Below are 16479 nucleotides of genomic sequence, written 5' to 3'. Positions count from 1 at the left end.
GCGACTGCATGGGATCGAGCCGGCGTTTGCCGGCGCGATCAGAATGAATAGGAAAGCTCCAACGCCACGTGGGAATCACTGGCCAGCGCGTCCCAGACCACATCGCTCGCGGAGCTGTTGATCAGCACCGCGCTGACACCGGCCCGCACGGCATCGCTGAGCCCCAGGTCGAGGGAGGCGCTGAGCATGTTGTTGCCCAGGTCGGAGGCCTGCGCGGTGTAGCCCAGGAACACCGAAGACAAATGGGCATCATTGAGTTCCAGGCGTGCGCCTAGCAGGAACTTGCGATCGAAGATGCTTACCGGCGCCAGCCGCTGGTCACGGTCGTGGTGGTATTCACCGATCAGGCTCAGGTCGGCATCGCGCCAGGCCCGGGTAATGGCGTACTCCAGGCCCACCGACAGCTTGCGCGAGTTGTAGGCACTGTCCGAGACCCGCTGGTCCAGGGCCTCCAGTTTGTACAGCCACTGCTCCCTGACCCAGATCGCATCCAGCCCCCATTGCGCGACCTCGGTGTACTGGGCCACCAGGCTGTCGCCCTCGCGGCGAAATGCCGGTGAGCGATTGGTGCCCTTGAAGTAGCTGAGGCCGATGTCCAGGTCGGCCACCGAGATGAAGTAACGCGCCGCCAGGTCCAGGGAGTCCGGATCGCCGCCGTGGATGTACTCGGCCGGCGGCTGCACCCGGTAAGCGGCAAACCGCGCCGGCTCACTGTAGAACTGCACCGGCTCGAAACCGTCGAGCAGGTACAGGCTCAGGTGCCCGGGCCCCAGGGTACTGCCGAGCTTGATGGCCTTTTGCGAGAGTTTTTCCTCCGGCTGCAGGCCGTCGAGGTTGTCGTAGGTGTTGATCACGTCCACCAACTGGCGGGTCTCCATGACGCCCCAGTGCTCCTTGATCCGCCCCACCTTCAGCTCGCGATTGTCCTGTTCCAGGAGCACGAACAGCTCATCCCAATAGAAACTCGGCCGCGGGTCCTTGGACCCGCTCTCCAGATAACGCGGGTTGACCACCAGACGCAGGCGCAGGTTGTCCCAGCTCTGCAGGTACTGGTAGTCCAGGCCCAACTGCGCGGTGCCGGACAGATGCCCATCGTCGACGCCCTCGGCCGGCGACGAGGTGAAGAAGTAGCGCTTGAGCGCGATCTTCGCCGACAACCCCTGCTCCGCCTCCGCGTGCACCTGGGTGACGCTCCAGCACAGCCCCAGCAGCAACGCCTGGAGCCTGCGGTGGCCCGTGCCTGGGATCATTGCGTCAGGTTTCCAAGCCTTGCCGGCTCAAAGGCGTCCTCGCGGATGCCGGTACGAAACTGCACATCGGAACTGACCAGGACGGTTTGCCGACCGGTGATGTGGTTGACCATGGTCATGTTCAGGGCGCGCCAGTAGCGCCCGAGGAACAACTGATAGTCACCCAGGGTCAGGGTCTTGAACTTGCTGCCCTTGCGGTCGTAGTACTCGGTCTTCATCTGCCGGTAGTCGGTCTTGTTGTACCAGATCCAGATCGACGAATAGCCCGAGTACGGATACAGCGGCACCTGCTTGACCACCGCGCACTGGAACTCGCCGCAGGGTTCGTCACGCAACCACTGGTAGTCGTAGTTGCCGACCTCCATCGAACCGATGTCCTCGTAGGAAAACTCGCTGCCCGAGAACGAACCGGAGCGGTCGGCCGCCGCCACCCGCTTGACCCGCTTGAGGGCCGGCAGGTACAGCCAGACCTGGTCGCCCTCCTTGATCTTGGAATGGATCAGCACCCGGGAATTCTTGATGTTCTCCGGGGCCTCGAAAGTCAGCAGTACCTTGTCACCCACCGCCGTACTGGCGGTTTCAAAGCTGTTCATGCGCATGAAGCGGTCGGTACTGGCGCCCTCCTTTTCCACCAGGGTCAGGCGGATCCTGGCACTGGTGTCCTGGTAGCCCAGGTCACTGTCGCGCCAGCGATGGGCGTATTGCTGCCCCAGTTCCTGCTCCGGGCTGGCCAGCGAGGAGGCCTGGTACAGCAGCGCGCAGAGTGACAGGCAGGCGCTGGATACGGCTTTGCAATTCATGGTCGGTTCCTTCTCTGGATTCGGTCGGGGTTCAGGCTTCGCGGGTGGCCAGTCGCGTGGCGGCGCGGCCCCACAGGAAGCGGTCAAAGGTCAGCAGCACCAGGGGCAGGCACAACGCGTCGAAGATCAGCCCGAGGAAGATCGCGATGACCGCCAGCAAACCGAAATCGGCGTTCATCGAAAACGGCGACAAGGTCATCACCATGAAACCCGAGGCCAGGATCACTGCGTTGGCGAACACCGACGGCAACACATGCTGGTAGGTCAGGCGCAGCGCCTCCCGTGGCGGATGGCCCTGCACCAGGCGCAGCCCTTTGTAGTGGCTCATGATGTGGATCGTGGCCTCGACGATCAGGCCGTAGACCACTACGCAGACATTGATCGCCGCGGTATTGATCTCGCCGCGCCACAGGCCCCAGAGGCCGAACATGATGAAGAACGGAAAGACGTTGGGCAGGATGCTGATCAACCCCAGGCCGGCATTGCGCAGGAACAGCGCAACCATCAGGGTGATGGTCACCAGCTCGAACAGCAGGCCATTGACCATGTACTCGATGCTGATGTGCGTGAGGTTGGCGAACACCACCGCCTCGCCGGTGCCCAGGCCCGGCACCAGCGCCGAGCGATCGGCGTGGGCCTGCCACCAGTCATCGGCGCGCTGCTTGATGTCGCGGATCTGCTGGGTGTCGAGCCGGGTCAGGGTCACCACCAGGCGCGTGGCAGACTTGTCGATGTTGATCTGGCTGCCCAGGTCGAGGCCGAACGGCAGCGACATCTCGTAGACCAGCAGCATCTGCGCAGCCAGCGCCGGGTCAGTGGGCAAGCGGTACTCGTCAGCCTGCCCACCGTTCATGGTCTGGTTGAGCTTCTTCAAGGCATCGCCGAGGGTCGTGACCGAATCGACTTCCGGCTGGGCCCTGAGCCACTGGGCGAAACGATCCAACTCGGTGAGAAAGCCCGGGTCGGATATATCGCCCTTGGCCGAGGTGGCGACATATTCCAGGCGATAGATCCCGGACAGGTTGTCCATGGCGAACTCGGTGGCGTTACGCACCGGGATGCTGGTGTCGAAGTTCTCCACGATGCGGTCATTGATCAGGTTGTTGCGCGCCGGCTCGATGGCCAGCACGAACAGCACCACGAACCCCAGCAGCCACAGTTTCGGGTAGCGCAGCAACGGCTCCATGTACAGCGAATAGCGCCGGCTGGCGGCCCCTTCCAGCGGCTTGAGTCGCAGCAGCGGGATCAGCACCGCGGCCACCGAGAGGGTCACCAGCAATGCCATCAGGGCACCGATGGCCGCCAGCACCCCGAACTCCTTGTAGGGCGGCGAGGCAGCGAACACCAGGCTGTAGAAGCCCACGGCATTGGTCGCCGTGCCAATGGCGATGGGCTTGATGGTGTCCTTGATTGCCGCGCAAGCCAGGTCCACCCGGCGGTTGCCGTACTCGCCGCTCATCTGCCGCGCGGCGGACAGCACATGCATGATCTCCGCCACCGAGGTGGCCAGGACGATGGTCGGCAGCAGCCCGGTCAACGCCGTCGCCTCGAAGCCCAGCCAGCCGCTGGCACCCAGGGTCGCGGCGGTGGCCATGCTGATGGCGATCAGCACCACCAGCAAGGCGCCGAGGCTGCGCAGCATCAGCACGGTCACCAGGAGAATGATCAGGTACATCAGCGGGGTGAGCACCGCCATGTCCTGCTGCGCCGCTGCCGGGTAGGCCGCTTCCACGGCTGCCAGGCCGGTCAGGTGCACCTGCAGTTGCGGGTTGTTGCGGGCAAACTCATCCAGCAGGCGCTGGCCTTCGGCGGTGGCCGCCAACGCCGCGTCCAGGGTCTGCGGCGGAAACTGCAGGGTGACCAGCACGCCCACCGTCTGGCCATCGCTGGAAACCAGGCGCTTGACCAGTTCGATGTCGTTGCGGCCCAGGCGCTCCATCAATTCGATGTGCGCCGGCGTCAGGTCGCTGGGCTCGCGCACCAGGGCTTCGACGTGCACCGTGTCGCCTTCGGCGAACACATGCTGGAAGTTGGTCACCGAGTCCACCCGGTAGGCGTGGGGAATGTGCCAGGCCTGTTGCGTCAATTCATGCAACTGCTCCAGGTATTCCCGGGTAAACACCGTGCCCTTGGGGTTCTTGATCACGAACAGCAAGGTGTCGGACTTGCCGAACTGCCGGTGCAGGGCGTCCAGTTGCTCGACGGTTTTCTCGCCCTCGGGAAAGAACGCCCGGTAGTCGGCGGCAAAGCGGATCGAGGTCATCCCCCAGGACAGCCCCGCGACCAGCGCCACTACCAGGGCGAACAACCAGAAACGGTAACGCTTGAGCACGCGCTCGAAGGTCGAAGTGGCCATCAGTGCTGTCCTCCACCGATGCGCCCAATGACCGCCAGCAACTGCCCGACGCCATCGTCGACACTGCACCCTGCCGTCTCGATCAGGCACTCGCAGGCCACCGGTGGCTCGTAGGCGCTGTCAATCCCGGTGAACTCCGGCAACTGGCCACTGCGGGCCCTGGCGTACAAGCCCTTGGGATCGCGCGCCTCGCACAAGGCCAGGTCGGTGGCGACGTGCACTTCTATGAACGACGGTGCGGCAAACAACGCCCGTGCTCGCTCGCGGTCCTCGACAAACGGCGAGATCGCACTGACCAGGACGATATAGCCACTGTCGTAGAACAACCGGGCCACTTCCCCCAGGCGACGGATATTTTCCTTGCGGTCGGCTGCACTGAACTTCAGGTCGCTGTTCAACCCTGCACGCAGGTCGTCGCCGTCCAGCACCCGCACGCGCGCGCCCAGTTGCCCGAGCCGTGCTTCCAGAGCCCTGGCCAGGGTCGACTTGCCGGCACCCGAAAGGCCGGTGAACCAGACACACAACGGTCCGTGGGCAAGCCAACCGGCCGCCTCGTCGAGGGACGCGATGGCGCCGCTATTGCCCATGTCATCGATATTCACTGTCACGTCTCTCATAAACAGATCCAGTAGGTTCACTCGTACACCGAGCGGATGATTCGGCAGGGATTGCCTGCCGCCAGTACTCCGGCCGGGATCGAGCGTGTCACCACGCTGCCGGCGCCGATGACGCTGCCGTCGCCGACCTCCACGCCACCCAGCAGCACCGCTGCGGCGCCGATCCAGACATCGTTGCCCAGCACAATCGGCGCCGCCCGCTGCACGCACTTGAGGCGACCGTCGATGCGCACCGTGCGCGCCCGGGGGTCCATGGGGTGGGCAGTGGTCATCAATTGCACGTTGGGCGAGAGGTAGCTGCGGTCGCCGATGAGGATCCGGTTGCCGTCCAGGAAGGTGCAGTTCATGTTGATGAACACCTCATCGCCGATCTCGATATGCACCCCGTAATCACAATAAAAGTTGGGTTCTATCCAACTGTTCCTGCCCACTCGCTTGAGTAACTTCGCCAGCAGGGCCTGCTGTTCCTTGAACGCCAGCGGGGAACAGTCGTTAAAGCGCCGTTGCAATGCCTGGGAGCGAAAACGCATGCGTGCAAGTTCCAGGTCTGGAGTACAGAACCACTCTCCCGCGAGCATCAACTCATGGGCCGAACGACCTTCGTCGATCACAATGGGTGGGGATTGGGAAACGTCCATGTCCAACTCCGAAGTTCTGGAAAGTCAGGCCTGGGGCAACTTTTCATAGGTCGATATATGTTTGAACGAACCTTCGACGAAGGGCGCCTGGTCCCAGTTCGACCAGCGCTGTACCAGGCGCATGCCGGCCAGTTCGGCCATCAGGTCCAGTTCTGCCGGCCAGGCATAGCGCAGCTCTACCGGAATCACTTTCATCCCCTGTTCCTGCATGCGGATGAAGCGGCAGCTGACCCGCTGCGCGACAGCGTCCAGGCGCGAGGCTTCCAGCAGCACCTCATTGCGCTCCAGGCCGCCGACATAGACCGGCTGGTCCTTGCCGTAGCGCGACAGGTCCGGGTAGAACGTCTCGATCACCAGGCGTCCATGGTCCTTGAGCAAGGCGCTGGTGGCCTTGAAACAGCTGACCTGGGCGGCCTGGGACAGCAGCAGGAACAATGAGCTGAAGGTGCAGAAGGCCAGGCTGAACGGCCCCCCCGCCACCCCCTCAAGGGTGGCGAAGTCCGCCTCGGTCAGGGGAATGCCGGCCGCACCGGGCTTGGCCCGGAGTTTCTCCAGCATCGACGGTGAGGCATCGACGCCATGCACCTGCACCCCCCGCTCATGCATCGGCAGGGCAAAACGCCCGGTGCCGATGCCCAGTTCCAGCACCGGCTCGCGGGTGCCCGCCATTGCCACCAGGACCTCGATGGCATTGGCCGGGGCCTCGCCATACAGGTCGTCATAGATATCGGCCAGGGTCTCGCCGTAAGTGCTGGCATCGCTCATGTGCTCATTCCACTCTGTGGTTTTTTCAGGGCAATAAAGTCCCGTGCGGGGGATATGATCCCCCGCAGGAAACAACCGTTAGTTAGGTGTTCAGTTCAAAAGACTATTGATTGAGTGCTTGCCTTACATAGTCAGCAAGATGCTTCTTTTGAACATCCGATACAGCAAACAACTTTATATGCCGGCGGAACTTCCCAGTGCCTTCGAGCACCCCGTGCGGGTCATCGAACAAATAGCCCTGGCCAAACTCCACCGATACATGGTCGGTGTAGGCATAGACCCCGCAGAACGGTGCCACACGGGAAAACATGATGCCCCCGTACTTGACCATCTCCGCGACTGTGCCGCTGGTTTCCTCCACCACCTGACGCACTCGCTGGACGATATCCAGCAAGGCGCCGTGGGTGCTGCCGATGTCCTCGAGCAACGCCAGGACCGCATCCTCGGTGTTACGCATGGTCAGGCACTCCCTGGCGCTCTGCGGATTCAGGCCCAGCGTTCACTGGCCCACCGGGGTGCACAATTCGACCAGGGTTCCGGCCGGGCACCGTACATAGGAAACCACCTGCCCCCAGGGCTTTTGCTGTATGGCTGCATGCTCCGTGGCCCCGGCGGCCAGCGCCTTGGCGTGGGCCTTGGGCACATCGTCGGTGACCAGGGCAATCTCGATGCCCAGGGGTTTGTGCTGAGGGCTGCAGAACTGATAGCCGCCTTCGCAATTGGAGTCCGCCAGGCCACGGCTGGCGAAGGCCAGGGTCGTGGCGCCACTGTCGAGTTCACCGTAATCGCCGGACTCGTCGAGGAAGCGGCGGGAGAAACCGAAGGCGTCCTCGAAGAAACGGATCGAGGCTTCGACATCGGGGACATAAACAATCGTGTATCCAAACTTCACAGTGTCACTCCTTTAATTACCCTGTTTATGAGGTTCGTGGCGCCTGGGTGGCGCCCATGGAACCAAGGCGAATTTTCCCGGTAAGCGGCGCGATCCGCCAGTGCAGAATCAGCCTGGAACAGCATTTTCAGACACTTGCCGTCATGGCCCGCAGCCATTATTGAGGCCTCTGCCGAGGCGGCCCGTGGCAGCCCGCCGCTCTTGTCACGACCGCTCATGGGCCTGCCTGCCGGCCATCCGCCGCGAAGGCATCACGCCCCGCCGCGACAGCCAGGCAGTCCACGATCTGCTCCAGGGCTGCCCCGGAAAGGATGCTGTAGTGATCACCGGCCAGGGTCAGGCAATGAGCGTCCCGGGCCTGCTCGGCCAAGGGGCACAGCCCGCTGGACGCGCGTTCGACGCTGGCTTGCAGGTGCCAGGTCGGGCAAGCCAGCGGTCGATAGCGATAATCGAGCAAGGCCGCATAATGCCGGCAGAACAGGGCAAAGCGCTCCTGGGTGGCACTCTCGCAGACCTCAGGCACCGCCTGGCCTGCAGCCTGGATCTGGGCGCAATGCTCCAGGTCGTACTGAAACAACTGCTGCAACAGGCTCGGTGGCAAATCCAGCACCGTGTCCAGCGGCGCTCCCGCGTCGAGGGTCACCAGCGCCAGTTGCCGATGGCCACGGTCGCTGAGCAGGCGGGCCATCTCCACTGCCAGCACGCCACCGAACGACCAGCCGGCGAGCACCACCGGACGCGCCGCCTGCAGGCTGTCCTGCAACTGCTCCAGGTACTCCCGGGCCTGGTCCTGAAGCGTATCGAAACGCTGGCCGGCGTCGGCACACAGCCCCATCACCTGGAAATCCTCGCGGGTGGCACGAATCAGCGGCCAGTAGCACGACAGCGCCCCGCCCACCGGGTGCACCAGTACCAGCAAGGGTTGCTGGCCGTGGGCAGCGGCGCAAAAATCCACCCGGTTGCGATGCCGCTGCCCCGTGCCCTGCACATGACCGAGCAAGGCGTTGACCGAGGGATAGGAGTAGATGTCCGCCAGGCTCAGGTCCAGCCCCAGTTCAGTGTTCAAGCCCAGCAGGATATGCACCGCGTGCAGCGACGAGGCGCCCCGCTCGAACCATGAGTCAGCCGGGCCGCGCACGGCCGGCAGCACCCGCTGGACGCAACCCAGCAGCAGCTCCTGCCGGGCTGAGAACCCCGGGTCGTGCGCCGGCACGCGGGGCTCGCAGAGGCCTGGTAACAATGCCACCAGTGCCCCCCGGTCCACCTTGCCGTTGGCGGTCAGCGGCATCTGTGGCAGCGCGAAGAGCTGCACCGGCAGCATGTAGGGATTGAGGTACTGCGCCGCGAATGCCAGCAATTGCTCGGCATCGGCTGCCGGCTGGCCAGCGACGAAGAATCCGTACAAGGCCCCGCCAGCATCCACGCACACCGCCACCTGCTCGACCCCGGGCGCACGCCCCAGTACCGCGTCGATCTCCGCCAGTTCCACGCGCATGCCATTGAGCTTGACCTGCAGGTCCTCGCGGCCGAGGAACTCGATCTCTCCGTCCATCCGCAAGCGCCCCATGTCACCGGTGCGGTAGACCCGCTGCTGCAGCCCGGGCTCGATGAAGAATGCCTGTTCGGTCCGTTGGCGATCATGGATGTAGCCCGCCGCCAGGCCGTCGCCGGCGATGTACAGCATGCCCTTGACCCCAGGCGGGCAGCGTCGGCCCAGGGCGTCGAGAATATAGAACCGCTGGTTGCTCAAGGGCCGGCCGTAGGGAATGCTCGGCCACTCCGGATCCACTTGCTGCACCTCGAAACAGTTGGACCAGATGGCCGCCTCGGTGGCGCCCCCCAGGGCCACGAAACGCGAGCCTGGCGTCAGCTCCCGCAGGCGCCCGGGTAACCCCAGGGCGATCCAGTCGCCGCTGGCCATCCACAGGCGCACGGTCGCTGCCGGCGTCGGCAGGCCCACCGCCCTGGCATAGCCCAGGGCCATTTCCATGATCGCCGGGACCGAGTTCCAGACACTCGCACCGTGGGTCCGTGCCGCGTCGAGCCAGGCCTGGGGCTCGGCCCGATCGCCATGGGCCGGCAGGATCAGCGCACAGCCGCACAGGGCCGGCATGAACAGGTCGAATACCGACAGGTCGAAGCTGAACTCACTGACCCCCAGCAGCCGGTCCTGGGCGTCGATGGCAAAGCGCTCGCGACAGTCCTGCAGGGTATTGAACGCCGCGCGATGACTGATCGCCACCCCCTTGGGCGTGCCCGTGGTCCCGGAGGTGAACATCAGGTAGGCCAGGGCGCTGTCGACCGCCGGATAGGCCGGCGCGATACCGGGGCCCTGCGCCTCGGGCGATGCCAGCCAGTGCCGGTAGTCGAGCGACCAGTTCACCGGTGATGCGAGTACCGCCGCGATGTCCGCGGCATCGTCGCCCAGCACCGTGGTGGCCGCCGCCTGGTTGATGATCGAGTGCACCCGGCGCACCGGGGAGCTCTTGCTCACCGGAACATAGGTCGCACCGGCCATCAGCACCGCGTAGATCGCCACGACGTTGGCGCTGTCCCGACTGCCGCGCACCACCACATGGTCGCTGGGGCCCACGCCGTTTTCATTCAGGTGGCTGGCCAAGCGACTGGCCAGGCGCAACAGCTCGGCAAAGCTCAGGCTGGCGCCATCGCTCAACACCGCCGGCGCATCCGGACGCAGCGCTGCCTGCCGGGACAAACCCTGATGCAGGGACTGACCCGGCAGCGGCTGCGAGGTGTGATTGAAGGCATCGACCTGGGCCAGCAACGGCGCGGTCAAGGCCAGCTCGCTCAGTTCCCAGGCCTCCGGCTGGCCGGCCAGACGCTCCAGGGCCCCATGGAAATGCTCGAAGGCCTGGGCAATCAGCCCGGGCTCGAACAGGCCCTCGCGCTCGTCCCAGGACAGGCACAGGCCCGCCTCGCTCGCAAAGGCCTGGGCATCGATCCAGATCTGCGGCGTCATCATCGCGTGATCGGTCTGCTGCAGTGGCGGCGCCGGCAGGTCCATCTCCAGCAACGAGGAAAACACATAGGGCATCGGCGGCTCGGTGCCGTCCTGGCGCTGATCGTGTTCGCGGATCCACTCTCGGACCACCGACACCCCATCGTAGGCGGCGTGCTGCAAGGCGGCATACAGATCCTGCTGGACCCGCTGGGCGCAGGCGGCGAATGCCAGGGGCTGGGATGGCAGGTCGAGCAGCAGGGTATCGGCAAAGTTGCCGATGGTGCGGGCGAACTCCGGCCCCAGCAGTGTCCGGGTGCTGTACATCACGCTGCAGGTCACCGTGGCCCTGCCCGACCAGCGCGCCAGGGTTTGCAGGTACACCGTCAGCAAGGTGGCATTGAGCGATACCCGGTGATGCCGCGCAGCCGCCGCCAGAGCCTGCTGCAGCGCCGGCGCCAGGAGCGCCCGATGCTCGATGAAACGCGCCGGCGCCGAGGGCGCTTGCCTGCGGCGTGCCAGCGGCAGGTGCGGGCCGGCTGCCAGCTGGGGAATCTTGTCCTGCCAGTAGTCGCGGGCCTTGAACCTTGCCAGGCGCCGCGCCCGGCTCCACGCCGCCACCTGGGCCGGTGCATAGCCATCCGCTGCCAGTGGGGCATTCCCGGCCACCAGCGCCAGCAAGTCGCCGATGAAAATCTGCACCGCCGGAGCATCGAACAATGCCAGCCGATAGACCACATGCAGGCAGCGCTCCTCGGCGCCTGCCACCAGCACCAGGCGAAACAGCGGCTGCTCCGCGGTCAACGGTGCAATGGGCATGGCGCTGTCGGCCAGGGCCGTGCAACGCCGCGGATCCGCGCCCTTGGCGGCGGCCTGCTGCTCGACAACCAGCCGCGGCACGGCCATGGGCTTGAAGCGCGGCGCCTGGGCATCCAGGGTGTAGGCCAGAATCGGATGCAAGGCCAGCAGGCGCGGCAGTGCCGCCTGCAATTGCGCCGCCGTGGGCACCGCACCGGCATAGACCAGGTGCAGATAGGCGGCACTGCCCTGGCTGAACGCCGAATGCTCCCCCAGCCAGTAGGCCTGGCGCAGCCCGCCGAGGTGAGACGCCAGTGGGTCCGGGGGGGCCAGGTAGGCCAGCAAGCGGCTCCTCTCATGGCCCACCGAGTGGCGGATGTCGTCCGGCAGCCCGGCTGCACCGCAGTAGTAGCGCAGGCGCCCGCCGTCCTCATAGAGGTGCACGCCGCGTTGCTCCCAATCCTCGATCAGGGTCGCCACCGCCTGGCTCATAGCTCGCCCTCGGAGACTGCGCCGGCACGGCTGCTGGTTGCCGTGCGCAACAAGGCGTCGACAAACTCGCCCAGGGTCGCGGTGCCGACAATCAGGGTCAGGTCGATGCCGTCCTCGCCGCACAATGGCGGATGCCGCTGTTCGAGCAGAGCGCACAGTTGCAGGGCCTGGAGCGAGCTGCCGCCGATGGCAAAGAAGTTCTGCCCGGCGTTCAGTTCGTCCTGCGCCACCTTCAGCAGGCCGGCGCAAAGGCCCAGCACGTCGTTCATCAGTTGGGCCCGCAGCGGTACCCTCGTCGCACTATTCATGGCCAGCTCCCACCAGCGCCGCCGCAGCCAGGGCGTAGCCGTCGGTGCCCAGGCCGGCAATGAAGCCGTGGCACAGGGGCGCCAGCAACGAACTGTGACGGAAGCTCTCGCGGGCAAACAGGTTGGAGATGTGCACCTCTATCCAGCGCCCCGGATAGTCCTGCAACGCATCGCGCAGGGCCCAGCCGGACATCATCAGCGCCCCCGGGTTGATGATCATCGCTTCGGCCTGGTGCTGACTTTCGATGAAATCGATCAGCTCGCCTTCGTGGTTGCTTTGCCGGGCCAGCACCGTCCAGCCACGGGAGGTGGCGACCGCAGTGACCTCGCGGGTGATCTGGTCCAGGGTCTTGGTGCCATAGACCTGCGGTTCGCGCAGCCCCAGGCGGCCCAGGTTGGGGCCGTTAAGCAGGAGTAATGTCGGCATGGCGAGCCACCTCCAGCAAGGCCAGGATCTGGCCTGGCGCAGTCAGTTGATAGGTACTGGGATAGCGCCGGATCTCCTCGCCAGGATGATCCCAGAGCGCCAGCGCGGTCTGCATGCCCGCTGCCTGGCCGCACTTCAGGTCGGCCAGTGCATCGCCCACGAACAGGCAGCTCGACGGTTCCAGGTGCAGTTGTTCGACGATCATCCGTGCCATGTCCGGTGCCGGCTTGGGGTTGGCCACATCGTCGCTGCCGACGATGCAGGAGAAATGCCCCAGCAGCCCCAGGTACTCGAGAATGGCTACGGTTCGTCCATGGTCCTTGCCCGTGGCGATCGCCATGGGGATGCCCCGGGCCTGCAGGCTCGCCAGCAGCGCCCCGACGCCCTCGAACACGCGGATGCGCTGCATTCTCGCGTTGCTTTCACGCATGAACACCGGGTGCATCTGCGCCGGCAGGCCCATGATCTTCATGATCTGCACGAAGCTGCGCCCCAGGTGCTTGCAGTACTCGCTGAACGGCGGCGGCTCGACGCCCGCCCCCAGCACCTCGGCATGGGCTGCGTGATACGCCTCGCGAATCACTTGCTTGCTGTCGATCAGCGTTCCGTCGAGGTCGAAGATGACCGCACTGATGGGCAATTCAGACATGGGTCGCAGCCTCCATCGCCGCTTGATGATTCAGCCCCCGGTCCACCGTGGCCGCCATCGACTGCACCAGCAGGGGCAAGGGCGAGAGAAACGCCGCGACCCTGGTGAATTCGCCGTTCGGGTCTTGCAATACCCGTTGATAATCCAGCTCCAGAACCTGCATGTTCGGCCGCGAGCGGACCCACGCCAGCACCTGGGTCACATGCTCGCGATACAGCCGCGCCAGGTCCTCGGCTTCCTGTCCTCCCCAGACCTGGCCGCTATGGTGCTCGGCCATGTCTCGCTGGGAACGGATCACCGCGTCGATATCGCGATGCATGAACAGCACCCGATACCCGTGGGTTGCCGGCAGGTGCTGGAGAAAGCGCGATACCAGCTTGACCGCGCGGCCGCGGGCCTGGTCCATCCAGCCCAGGTAACCGTCCCGCGACTTGACCGCTTCCCATTCGAAATAGCCATGGGGGTTGCGCTCGTCACCCTGGCGCAGGTTGTCGGTCAGCGGCGCCAGGCCGGCACTGGCCAGGGCACGCATCATCATCGAGGTGCCGGAACGCGGCAGCCCGGAAACCACGGACACGAAGCCGCCATCGCCGGCCACGCAGTCCTGTACATTCATGCATTCAAATTGCTTAAGCATCCCAGCTCCTCACTCGTTGTTCCCCGGCTGCCCGGCGCCCTCGGCGGCGGCCTGCGGGCTGCACTGGACCAGGCCCAGGCGATTGCCGAAGGGGTCCTCGATCACCGCCTTGTAGCTGCCCCACGGGGTCAATCCCGGCGCTTCGATGAGCATCACCTGGGGTGGCATCCGGGCAACCAGCGCATCCAGCTCCGGCACCATCAGGTCCAGCATGCTGGCCGGCGATGGCCGCGCCATCAGCGGGTCTTCGATCAGGCCGAACCCGGCACCGGCCTGCTCGTCCACCTCCAGGCTGATCCAGCAGGTCGGGGCAAAGCGCCGGCTGACCTGCAACCCCAGGACCTCCACGTAGAAGGCTTCGGCAGCCGCCAGGTCGGGAACCGCCAGGGTGGCGAAACACAGGCTCGACGGACTCAGCATGGCTGGCACTCGCGGGTTTCCTCGGACAGCGGCCGGGCTCCAACCTGAAATTCGAAGCCCACTCGATGGCGAATCAGCGCACACACCACCGAGGCCTCGATGCTCGCCGCCAAGTGCTGCATCAGCGTCGCCAGCTGAGCGGCCGGCCAGCCTTCGACTTGCAGCTCAAGCTCGATGTCCTGCAGATGGACCGGGGTCGGCGCCACTTCACACATGCCGCGAATGTCCACCATGGCCCGCACATCCAGGCGTACCGCGCCGGGCAACTGCTGGCGTCGGTTGAGCTGCGCCAGGACATCGGCGGCAATCGCCATCAGCAGGTATTCCTGGGGATTGGGGCCCCAGTCGATACCCGCCAGCTGCTTGGGCTGGTCGATGGGAAAGCTCCGCAGGTCCCGGGGATCCTGGTGGACGAAATCAGCCCGCAGCTGAGTGCCATAGAGCCATTGGCAATCCAGGGACAGGGCCTGGCCCTGAGACTGCGCAGCCCCCCGGGGCGCCTGGTCGAGGGGGCAAAACCGTTGCCAGGGACCTGCGCCCTCGGCATCCACCAGGCGCGCCGACAGGCCCAGGGCCTGGACGAAGGTCTGGTGATTGGGGCTGTGGGTCTTCACCGCCTCGATCACTTCCAGCGCCTCGCTGATTTTCTTGTCGGTTCCCGAACGGATGTCGTAGCGCACCTGGGGAGCGGCGGCACCTGCCTCCTGCAGGACTGCACTGGTGGTCATGGACAGATGATCGACCGTGGTCCGTCGCGCGGAAAACCCCGACACCGCGGACACCAGGAAACACCCCGAAAGCGCCGCCAAGGCCAGTTCCTGCGGCCAGGCCGGGTCCAGCAGGCCGTGGCAGTGCAGCGCCGGGCTGGGCTGGATCGGCACCTCGAAATGCCGAGGCGCGCGCAACAGGCCGATCACCGCCGGCGCCACCCCCGCGAGCATGCCGGCGGCAGGCGAACAGTGCGCATAGGCGGCGTAACGGAAGATCGCCTGGGCCGGCTCTTGCTGGATCTCGTGGACGATCTCGCTGAAGCCCGAGATGTTCATTCCGTTTCTCATGGCTGACGCCCTCCTTGGTAGACCTGGCGCAAGGCCTGCTCGAGATCGGCACACAGGTCATTGGGGTCCTCGATTCCCACTGAAAGCCGCACCAGCCCGGGATTGAGCCCGATCTTTTTCTGCTGTTCGAGGGTCAAGCCGCTGTGGGAGGTATTGAACGGCAGGCTCACCAGGGACTCGACACCGCCCAGGCTGGTGGCACAGGTGATCAACTTGAGGTGCTCCAGCAACTCCAGGGCCGCCGGATCCCCGCCCTGCAGTTCAAAACCGAGCATGCCGCAGGTGGCCTGGCCGGCGTACTGGTACAGATGGGGGTGGGCATACTCCTCGGCGTACACCGAATGCACCGCGGTCACCCGCGGGTGGCGCTCGAGAAAGCGCGTCACCTGCCTGGCTCCCGCGGCATGAGCCTGCATGCGCACTGCCAGGGTCTTCATGCCCCGCTCCAGGAGAAAGCACACGAAGGGGTCCAAGTTGCCGCCAAAACGCAGCAGTTGGGCCCAGATCCGGTCCACCAGCTTGCGGCTGCCCGCGACCGCGCCACAGGTGGCATCACTGTGGCCGTTGAGGTACTTGGTCGCCGAGTGGATGACGATGTCGGCGCCCCACTCCAGGGGGCGGCAACTGATCGGTGAAAGGAAGGTGTTGTCCACCACCAGGAGAATGTTCTGCTGCTTGCACAAGTCGGCAATGGCCAGCAGATCGATGGCCTTCATCAGCGGGTTGGACAGCAGTTCGAAGAACATGATCTGGGTCTGCGGGCGGATCGCCCGGCGGATCTCGTCCAGGTCCAGCGGGTCGACATAGCTCACCGAGCGCCCGGCCTGGCTGATGTCCGCGTGCAGCAGGCTGTAGCTGCCACCGTACAGATCGTAGGAAGAAATGATGTGGCCGTTGCGGTTGGTCAGGGCGAACAGGGTCGAAGCAATCGCGGCCATGCCCGACGACAGGACCAGGGCACTTTGCGCGCCCTCCATGGCCGCCACTTTCAACTGCACCGACCATTGCCCCGGGTTGCCGTAGCGACTGTAGGTGGGAATGTCACGGATGTAGCCTTCCAGGAACGATTCGTAGGTGGTCTGGCTGAAGCGGAAGGTGGTGCTGGGAAATATCGGCGTGCCCACGGCCCCGGTCACCGGGTCCTCATAGGTGCCGGCGTGCACGCAGAGCGTCGCCGGAGCCTCGCCGGCGGTCAGCCAGCGATTGTTCTCCATCGCAGGTCCAGCCAGGCGCTGGCGGTTGAGCTGGTTGAGCCAGGGCAACTGGGCGTCGGTGCCGGGACGATTGGCAAACACCGCCTCAGTCTTTTTTGCATCGTTCACACGAATTCCCTCGTCGTTCGATTCTTCCGGGGGCCTCGGCGGGTGCCGGGCCGCCCACGTCGGCGTGCGCTGGAAACCGCGCAGCCGACCT

At 65.2% G+C, this 16479-nt stretch carries 16 protein-coding genes; all 16 read right to left on the bottom strand.

Features of this window, described 5'->3' with window-relative positions; all coding sequences use genetic code 11:
* Positions 1-38: 38 nt before the first annotated feature.
* The 16 genes from ACZ5BO_RS14695 to ACZ5BO_RS14620 all read right to left on the bottom strand — a co-directional run bounded on the left by ACZ5BO_RS14695 (position 39) and on the right by ACZ5BO_RS14620 (position 16388).
* Complete coding sequence (locus ACZ5BO_RS14695; RefSeq protein WP_464700649.1) at positions 39-1250, bottom strand: hypothetical protein; 1212 nt, start codon at positions 1248-1250, stop codon at positions 39-41.
* The gene (locus ACZ5BO_RS14690) at positions 1247-2050 is read right to left on the bottom strand and encodes an outer membrane lipoprotein-sorting protein (RefSeq protein ID WP_025128035.1); all 804 of its coding nucleotides are present in this window, start codon (positions 2048-2050) and stop codon (positions 1247-1249) included. The genes ACZ5BO_RS14695 and ACZ5BO_RS14690 overlap by 4 nt, the downstream gene beginning before the upstream one ends.
* A 31-nt stretch (positions 2051-2081) precedes the next feature.
* Entirely contained in the window at positions 2082-4406 is a 2325-nt protein-coding gene (locus ACZ5BO_RS14685) for an efflux RND transporter permease subunit (protein ID WP_025128034.1), read from the bottom strand.
* Entirely contained in the window at positions 4406-5023 is a 618-nt protein-coding gene (gene cysC / locus ACZ5BO_RS14680; RefSeq protein ID WP_464700647.1) for an adenylyl-sulfate kinase, read from the bottom strand. Before cysC ends, ACZ5BO_RS14685 begins: the two co-directional genes overlap by 1 nt.
* A 17-nt stretch (positions 5024-5040) precedes the next feature.
* Complete coding sequence (locus ACZ5BO_RS14675; RefSeq protein WP_051586068.1) at positions 5041-5661, bottom strand: sugar O-acetyltransferase; 621 nt, start codon at positions 5659-5661, stop codon at positions 5041-5043.
* 24 nt (positions 5662-5685) lie between these two features.
* Positions 5686-6426, bottom strand: coding sequence for a class I SAM-dependent DNA methyltransferase (locus ACZ5BO_RS14670; RefSeq protein WP_025128031.1), 741 nt, complete (start codon positions 6424-6426; stop codon positions 5686-5688).
* Between the two features lie 103 nt (positions 6427-6529).
* Positions 6530-6883, bottom strand: coding sequence for a DUF1801 domain-containing protein (locus ACZ5BO_RS14665; protein ID WP_025128030.1), 354 nt, complete (start codon positions 6881-6883; stop codon positions 6530-6532).
* A gap of 42 nt (positions 6884-6925) precedes the next feature.
* Positions 6926-7318, bottom strand: a complete 393-nt coding sequence (locus ACZ5BO_RS14660) for a VOC family protein (RefSeq protein WP_025128029.1) — start codon at positions 7316-7318, stop codon at positions 6926-6928.
* Between the two features lie 214 nt (positions 7319-7532).
* On the bottom strand, positions 7533-11567 hold the full coding sequence (locus tag ACZ5BO_RS14655) for a non-ribosomal peptide synthetase (RefSeq protein WP_464700644.1): 4035 nt from the start codon (positions 11565-11567) through the stop codon (positions 7533-7535).
* On the bottom strand, positions 11564-11875 hold the full coding sequence (locus ACZ5BO_RS14650; protein ID WP_081818628.1) for a phosphopantetheine-binding protein: 312 nt from the start codon (positions 11873-11875) through the stop codon (positions 11564-11566). Before ACZ5BO_RS14650 ends, ACZ5BO_RS14655 begins: the two co-directional genes overlap by 4 nt.
* Complete coding sequence (locus ACZ5BO_RS14645) at positions 11868-12302, bottom strand: type II 3-dehydroquinate dehydratase (protein ID WP_025128025.1); 435 nt, start codon at positions 12300-12302, stop codon at positions 11868-11870. The genes ACZ5BO_RS14650 and ACZ5BO_RS14645 overlap by 8 nt, the downstream gene beginning before the upstream one ends.
* Complete coding sequence (locus ACZ5BO_RS14640) at positions 12280-12951, bottom strand: HAD-IA family hydrolase (protein WP_464700642.1); 672 nt, start codon at positions 12949-12951, stop codon at positions 12280-12282. Before ACZ5BO_RS14640 ends, ACZ5BO_RS14645 begins: the two co-directional genes overlap by 23 nt.
* Positions 12944-13588 carry a sulfotransferase gene (locus ACZ5BO_RS14635; protein ID WP_025128023.1) on the bottom strand — a complete coding sequence of 215 codons (645 nt, stop codon included), beginning with the start codon at positions 13586-13588 and terminating at the stop codon, positions 12944-12946. The genes ACZ5BO_RS14640 and ACZ5BO_RS14635 overlap by 8 nt, the downstream gene beginning before the upstream one ends.
* A gap of 9 nt (positions 13589-13597) precedes the next feature.
* Complete coding sequence (locus ACZ5BO_RS14630) at positions 13598-14008, bottom strand: VOC family protein (RefSeq protein ID WP_025128022.1); 411 nt, start codon at positions 14006-14008, stop codon at positions 13598-13600.
* The gene (locus tag ACZ5BO_RS14625; RefSeq protein WP_081818627.1) at positions 14002-15066 is read right to left on the bottom strand and encodes an OsmC family protein; all 1065 of its coding nucleotides are present in this window, start codon (positions 15064-15066) and stop codon (positions 14002-14004) included. The genes ACZ5BO_RS14630 and ACZ5BO_RS14625 overlap by 7 nt, the downstream gene beginning before the upstream one ends.
* On the bottom strand, positions 15063-16388 hold the full coding sequence (locus tag ACZ5BO_RS14620; RefSeq protein ID WP_025128020.1) for a trans-sulfuration enzyme family protein: 1326 nt from the start codon (positions 16386-16388) through the stop codon (positions 15063-15065). Before ACZ5BO_RS14620 ends, ACZ5BO_RS14625 begins: the two co-directional genes overlap by 4 nt.
* Positions 16389-16479: the final 91 nt, after the last annotated feature.

The sequence above is a fragment of the Pseudomonas sp. FFPRI_1 genome (assembly GCF_055384485.1).
This window is presented reverse-complemented; position numbering and strand designations above follow the sequence as displayed.

What these genes read in the sequence shown, in the direction of transcription:
- ACZ5BO_RS14650 (WP_081818628.1), bottom strand. Translation starts at nt 11,875, where the DNA reads ATGAATAGTGCGACGAGGGTACCGCTGCGGGCCCAACTGATGAACGAC.
- ACZ5BO_RS14695 (WP_464700649.1), bottom strand. Translation starts at nt 1,250, where the DNA reads ATGATCCCAGGCACGGGCCACCGCAGGCTCCAGGCGTTGCTGCTGGGG.
- cysC (WP_464700647.1), bottom strand. Translation starts at nt 5,023, where the DNA reads ATGAGAGACGTGACAGTGAATATCGATGACATGGGCAATAGCGGCGCC.
- ACZ5BO_RS14665 (WP_025128030.1), bottom strand. Translation starts at nt 6,883, where the DNA reads ATGCGTAACACCGAGGATGCGGTCCTGGCGTTGCTCGAGGACATCGGC.
- ACZ5BO_RS14625 (WP_081818627.1), bottom strand. Translation starts at nt 15,066, where the DNA reads ATGAGAAACGGAATGAACATCTCGGGCTTCAGCGAGATCGTCCACGAG.
- ACZ5BO_RS14675 (WP_051586068.1), bottom strand. Translation starts at nt 5,661, where the DNA reads ATGGACGTTTCCCAATCCCCACCCATTGTGATCGACGAAGGTCGTTCG.
- ACZ5BO_RS14655 (WP_464700644.1), bottom strand. Translation starts at nt 11,567, where the DNA reads ATGAGCCAGGCGGTGGCGACCCTGATCGAGGATTGGGAGCAACGCGGC.
- ACZ5BO_RS14645 (WP_025128025.1), bottom strand. Translation starts at nt 12,302, where the DNA reads ATGCCGACATTACTCCTGCTTAACGGCCCCAACCTGGGCCGCCTGGGG.
- ACZ5BO_RS14640 (WP_464700642.1), bottom strand. Translation starts at nt 12,951, where the DNA reads ATGTCTGAATTGCCCATCAGTGCGGTCATCTTCGACCTCGACGGAACG.
- ACZ5BO_RS14690 (WP_025128035.1), bottom strand. Translation starts at nt 2,050, where the DNA reads ATGAATTGCAAAGCCGTATCCAGCGCCTGCCTGTCACTCTGCGCGCTG.
- ACZ5BO_RS14635 (WP_025128023.1), bottom strand. Translation starts at nt 13,588, where the DNA reads ATGCTTAAGCAATTTGAATGCATGAATGTACAGGACTGCGTGGCCGGC.
- ACZ5BO_RS14630 (WP_025128022.1), bottom strand. Translation starts at nt 14,008, where the DNA reads ATGCTGAGTCCGTCGAGCCTGTGTTTCGCCACCCTGGCGGTTCCCGAC.
- ACZ5BO_RS14670 (WP_025128031.1), bottom strand. Translation starts at nt 6,426, where the DNA reads ATGAGCGATGCCAGCACTTACGGCGAGACCCTGGCCGATATCTATGAC.
- ACZ5BO_RS14685 (WP_025128034.1), bottom strand. Translation starts at nt 4,406, where the DNA reads ATGGCCACTTCGACCTTCGAGCGCGTGCTCAAGCGTTACCGTTTCTGG.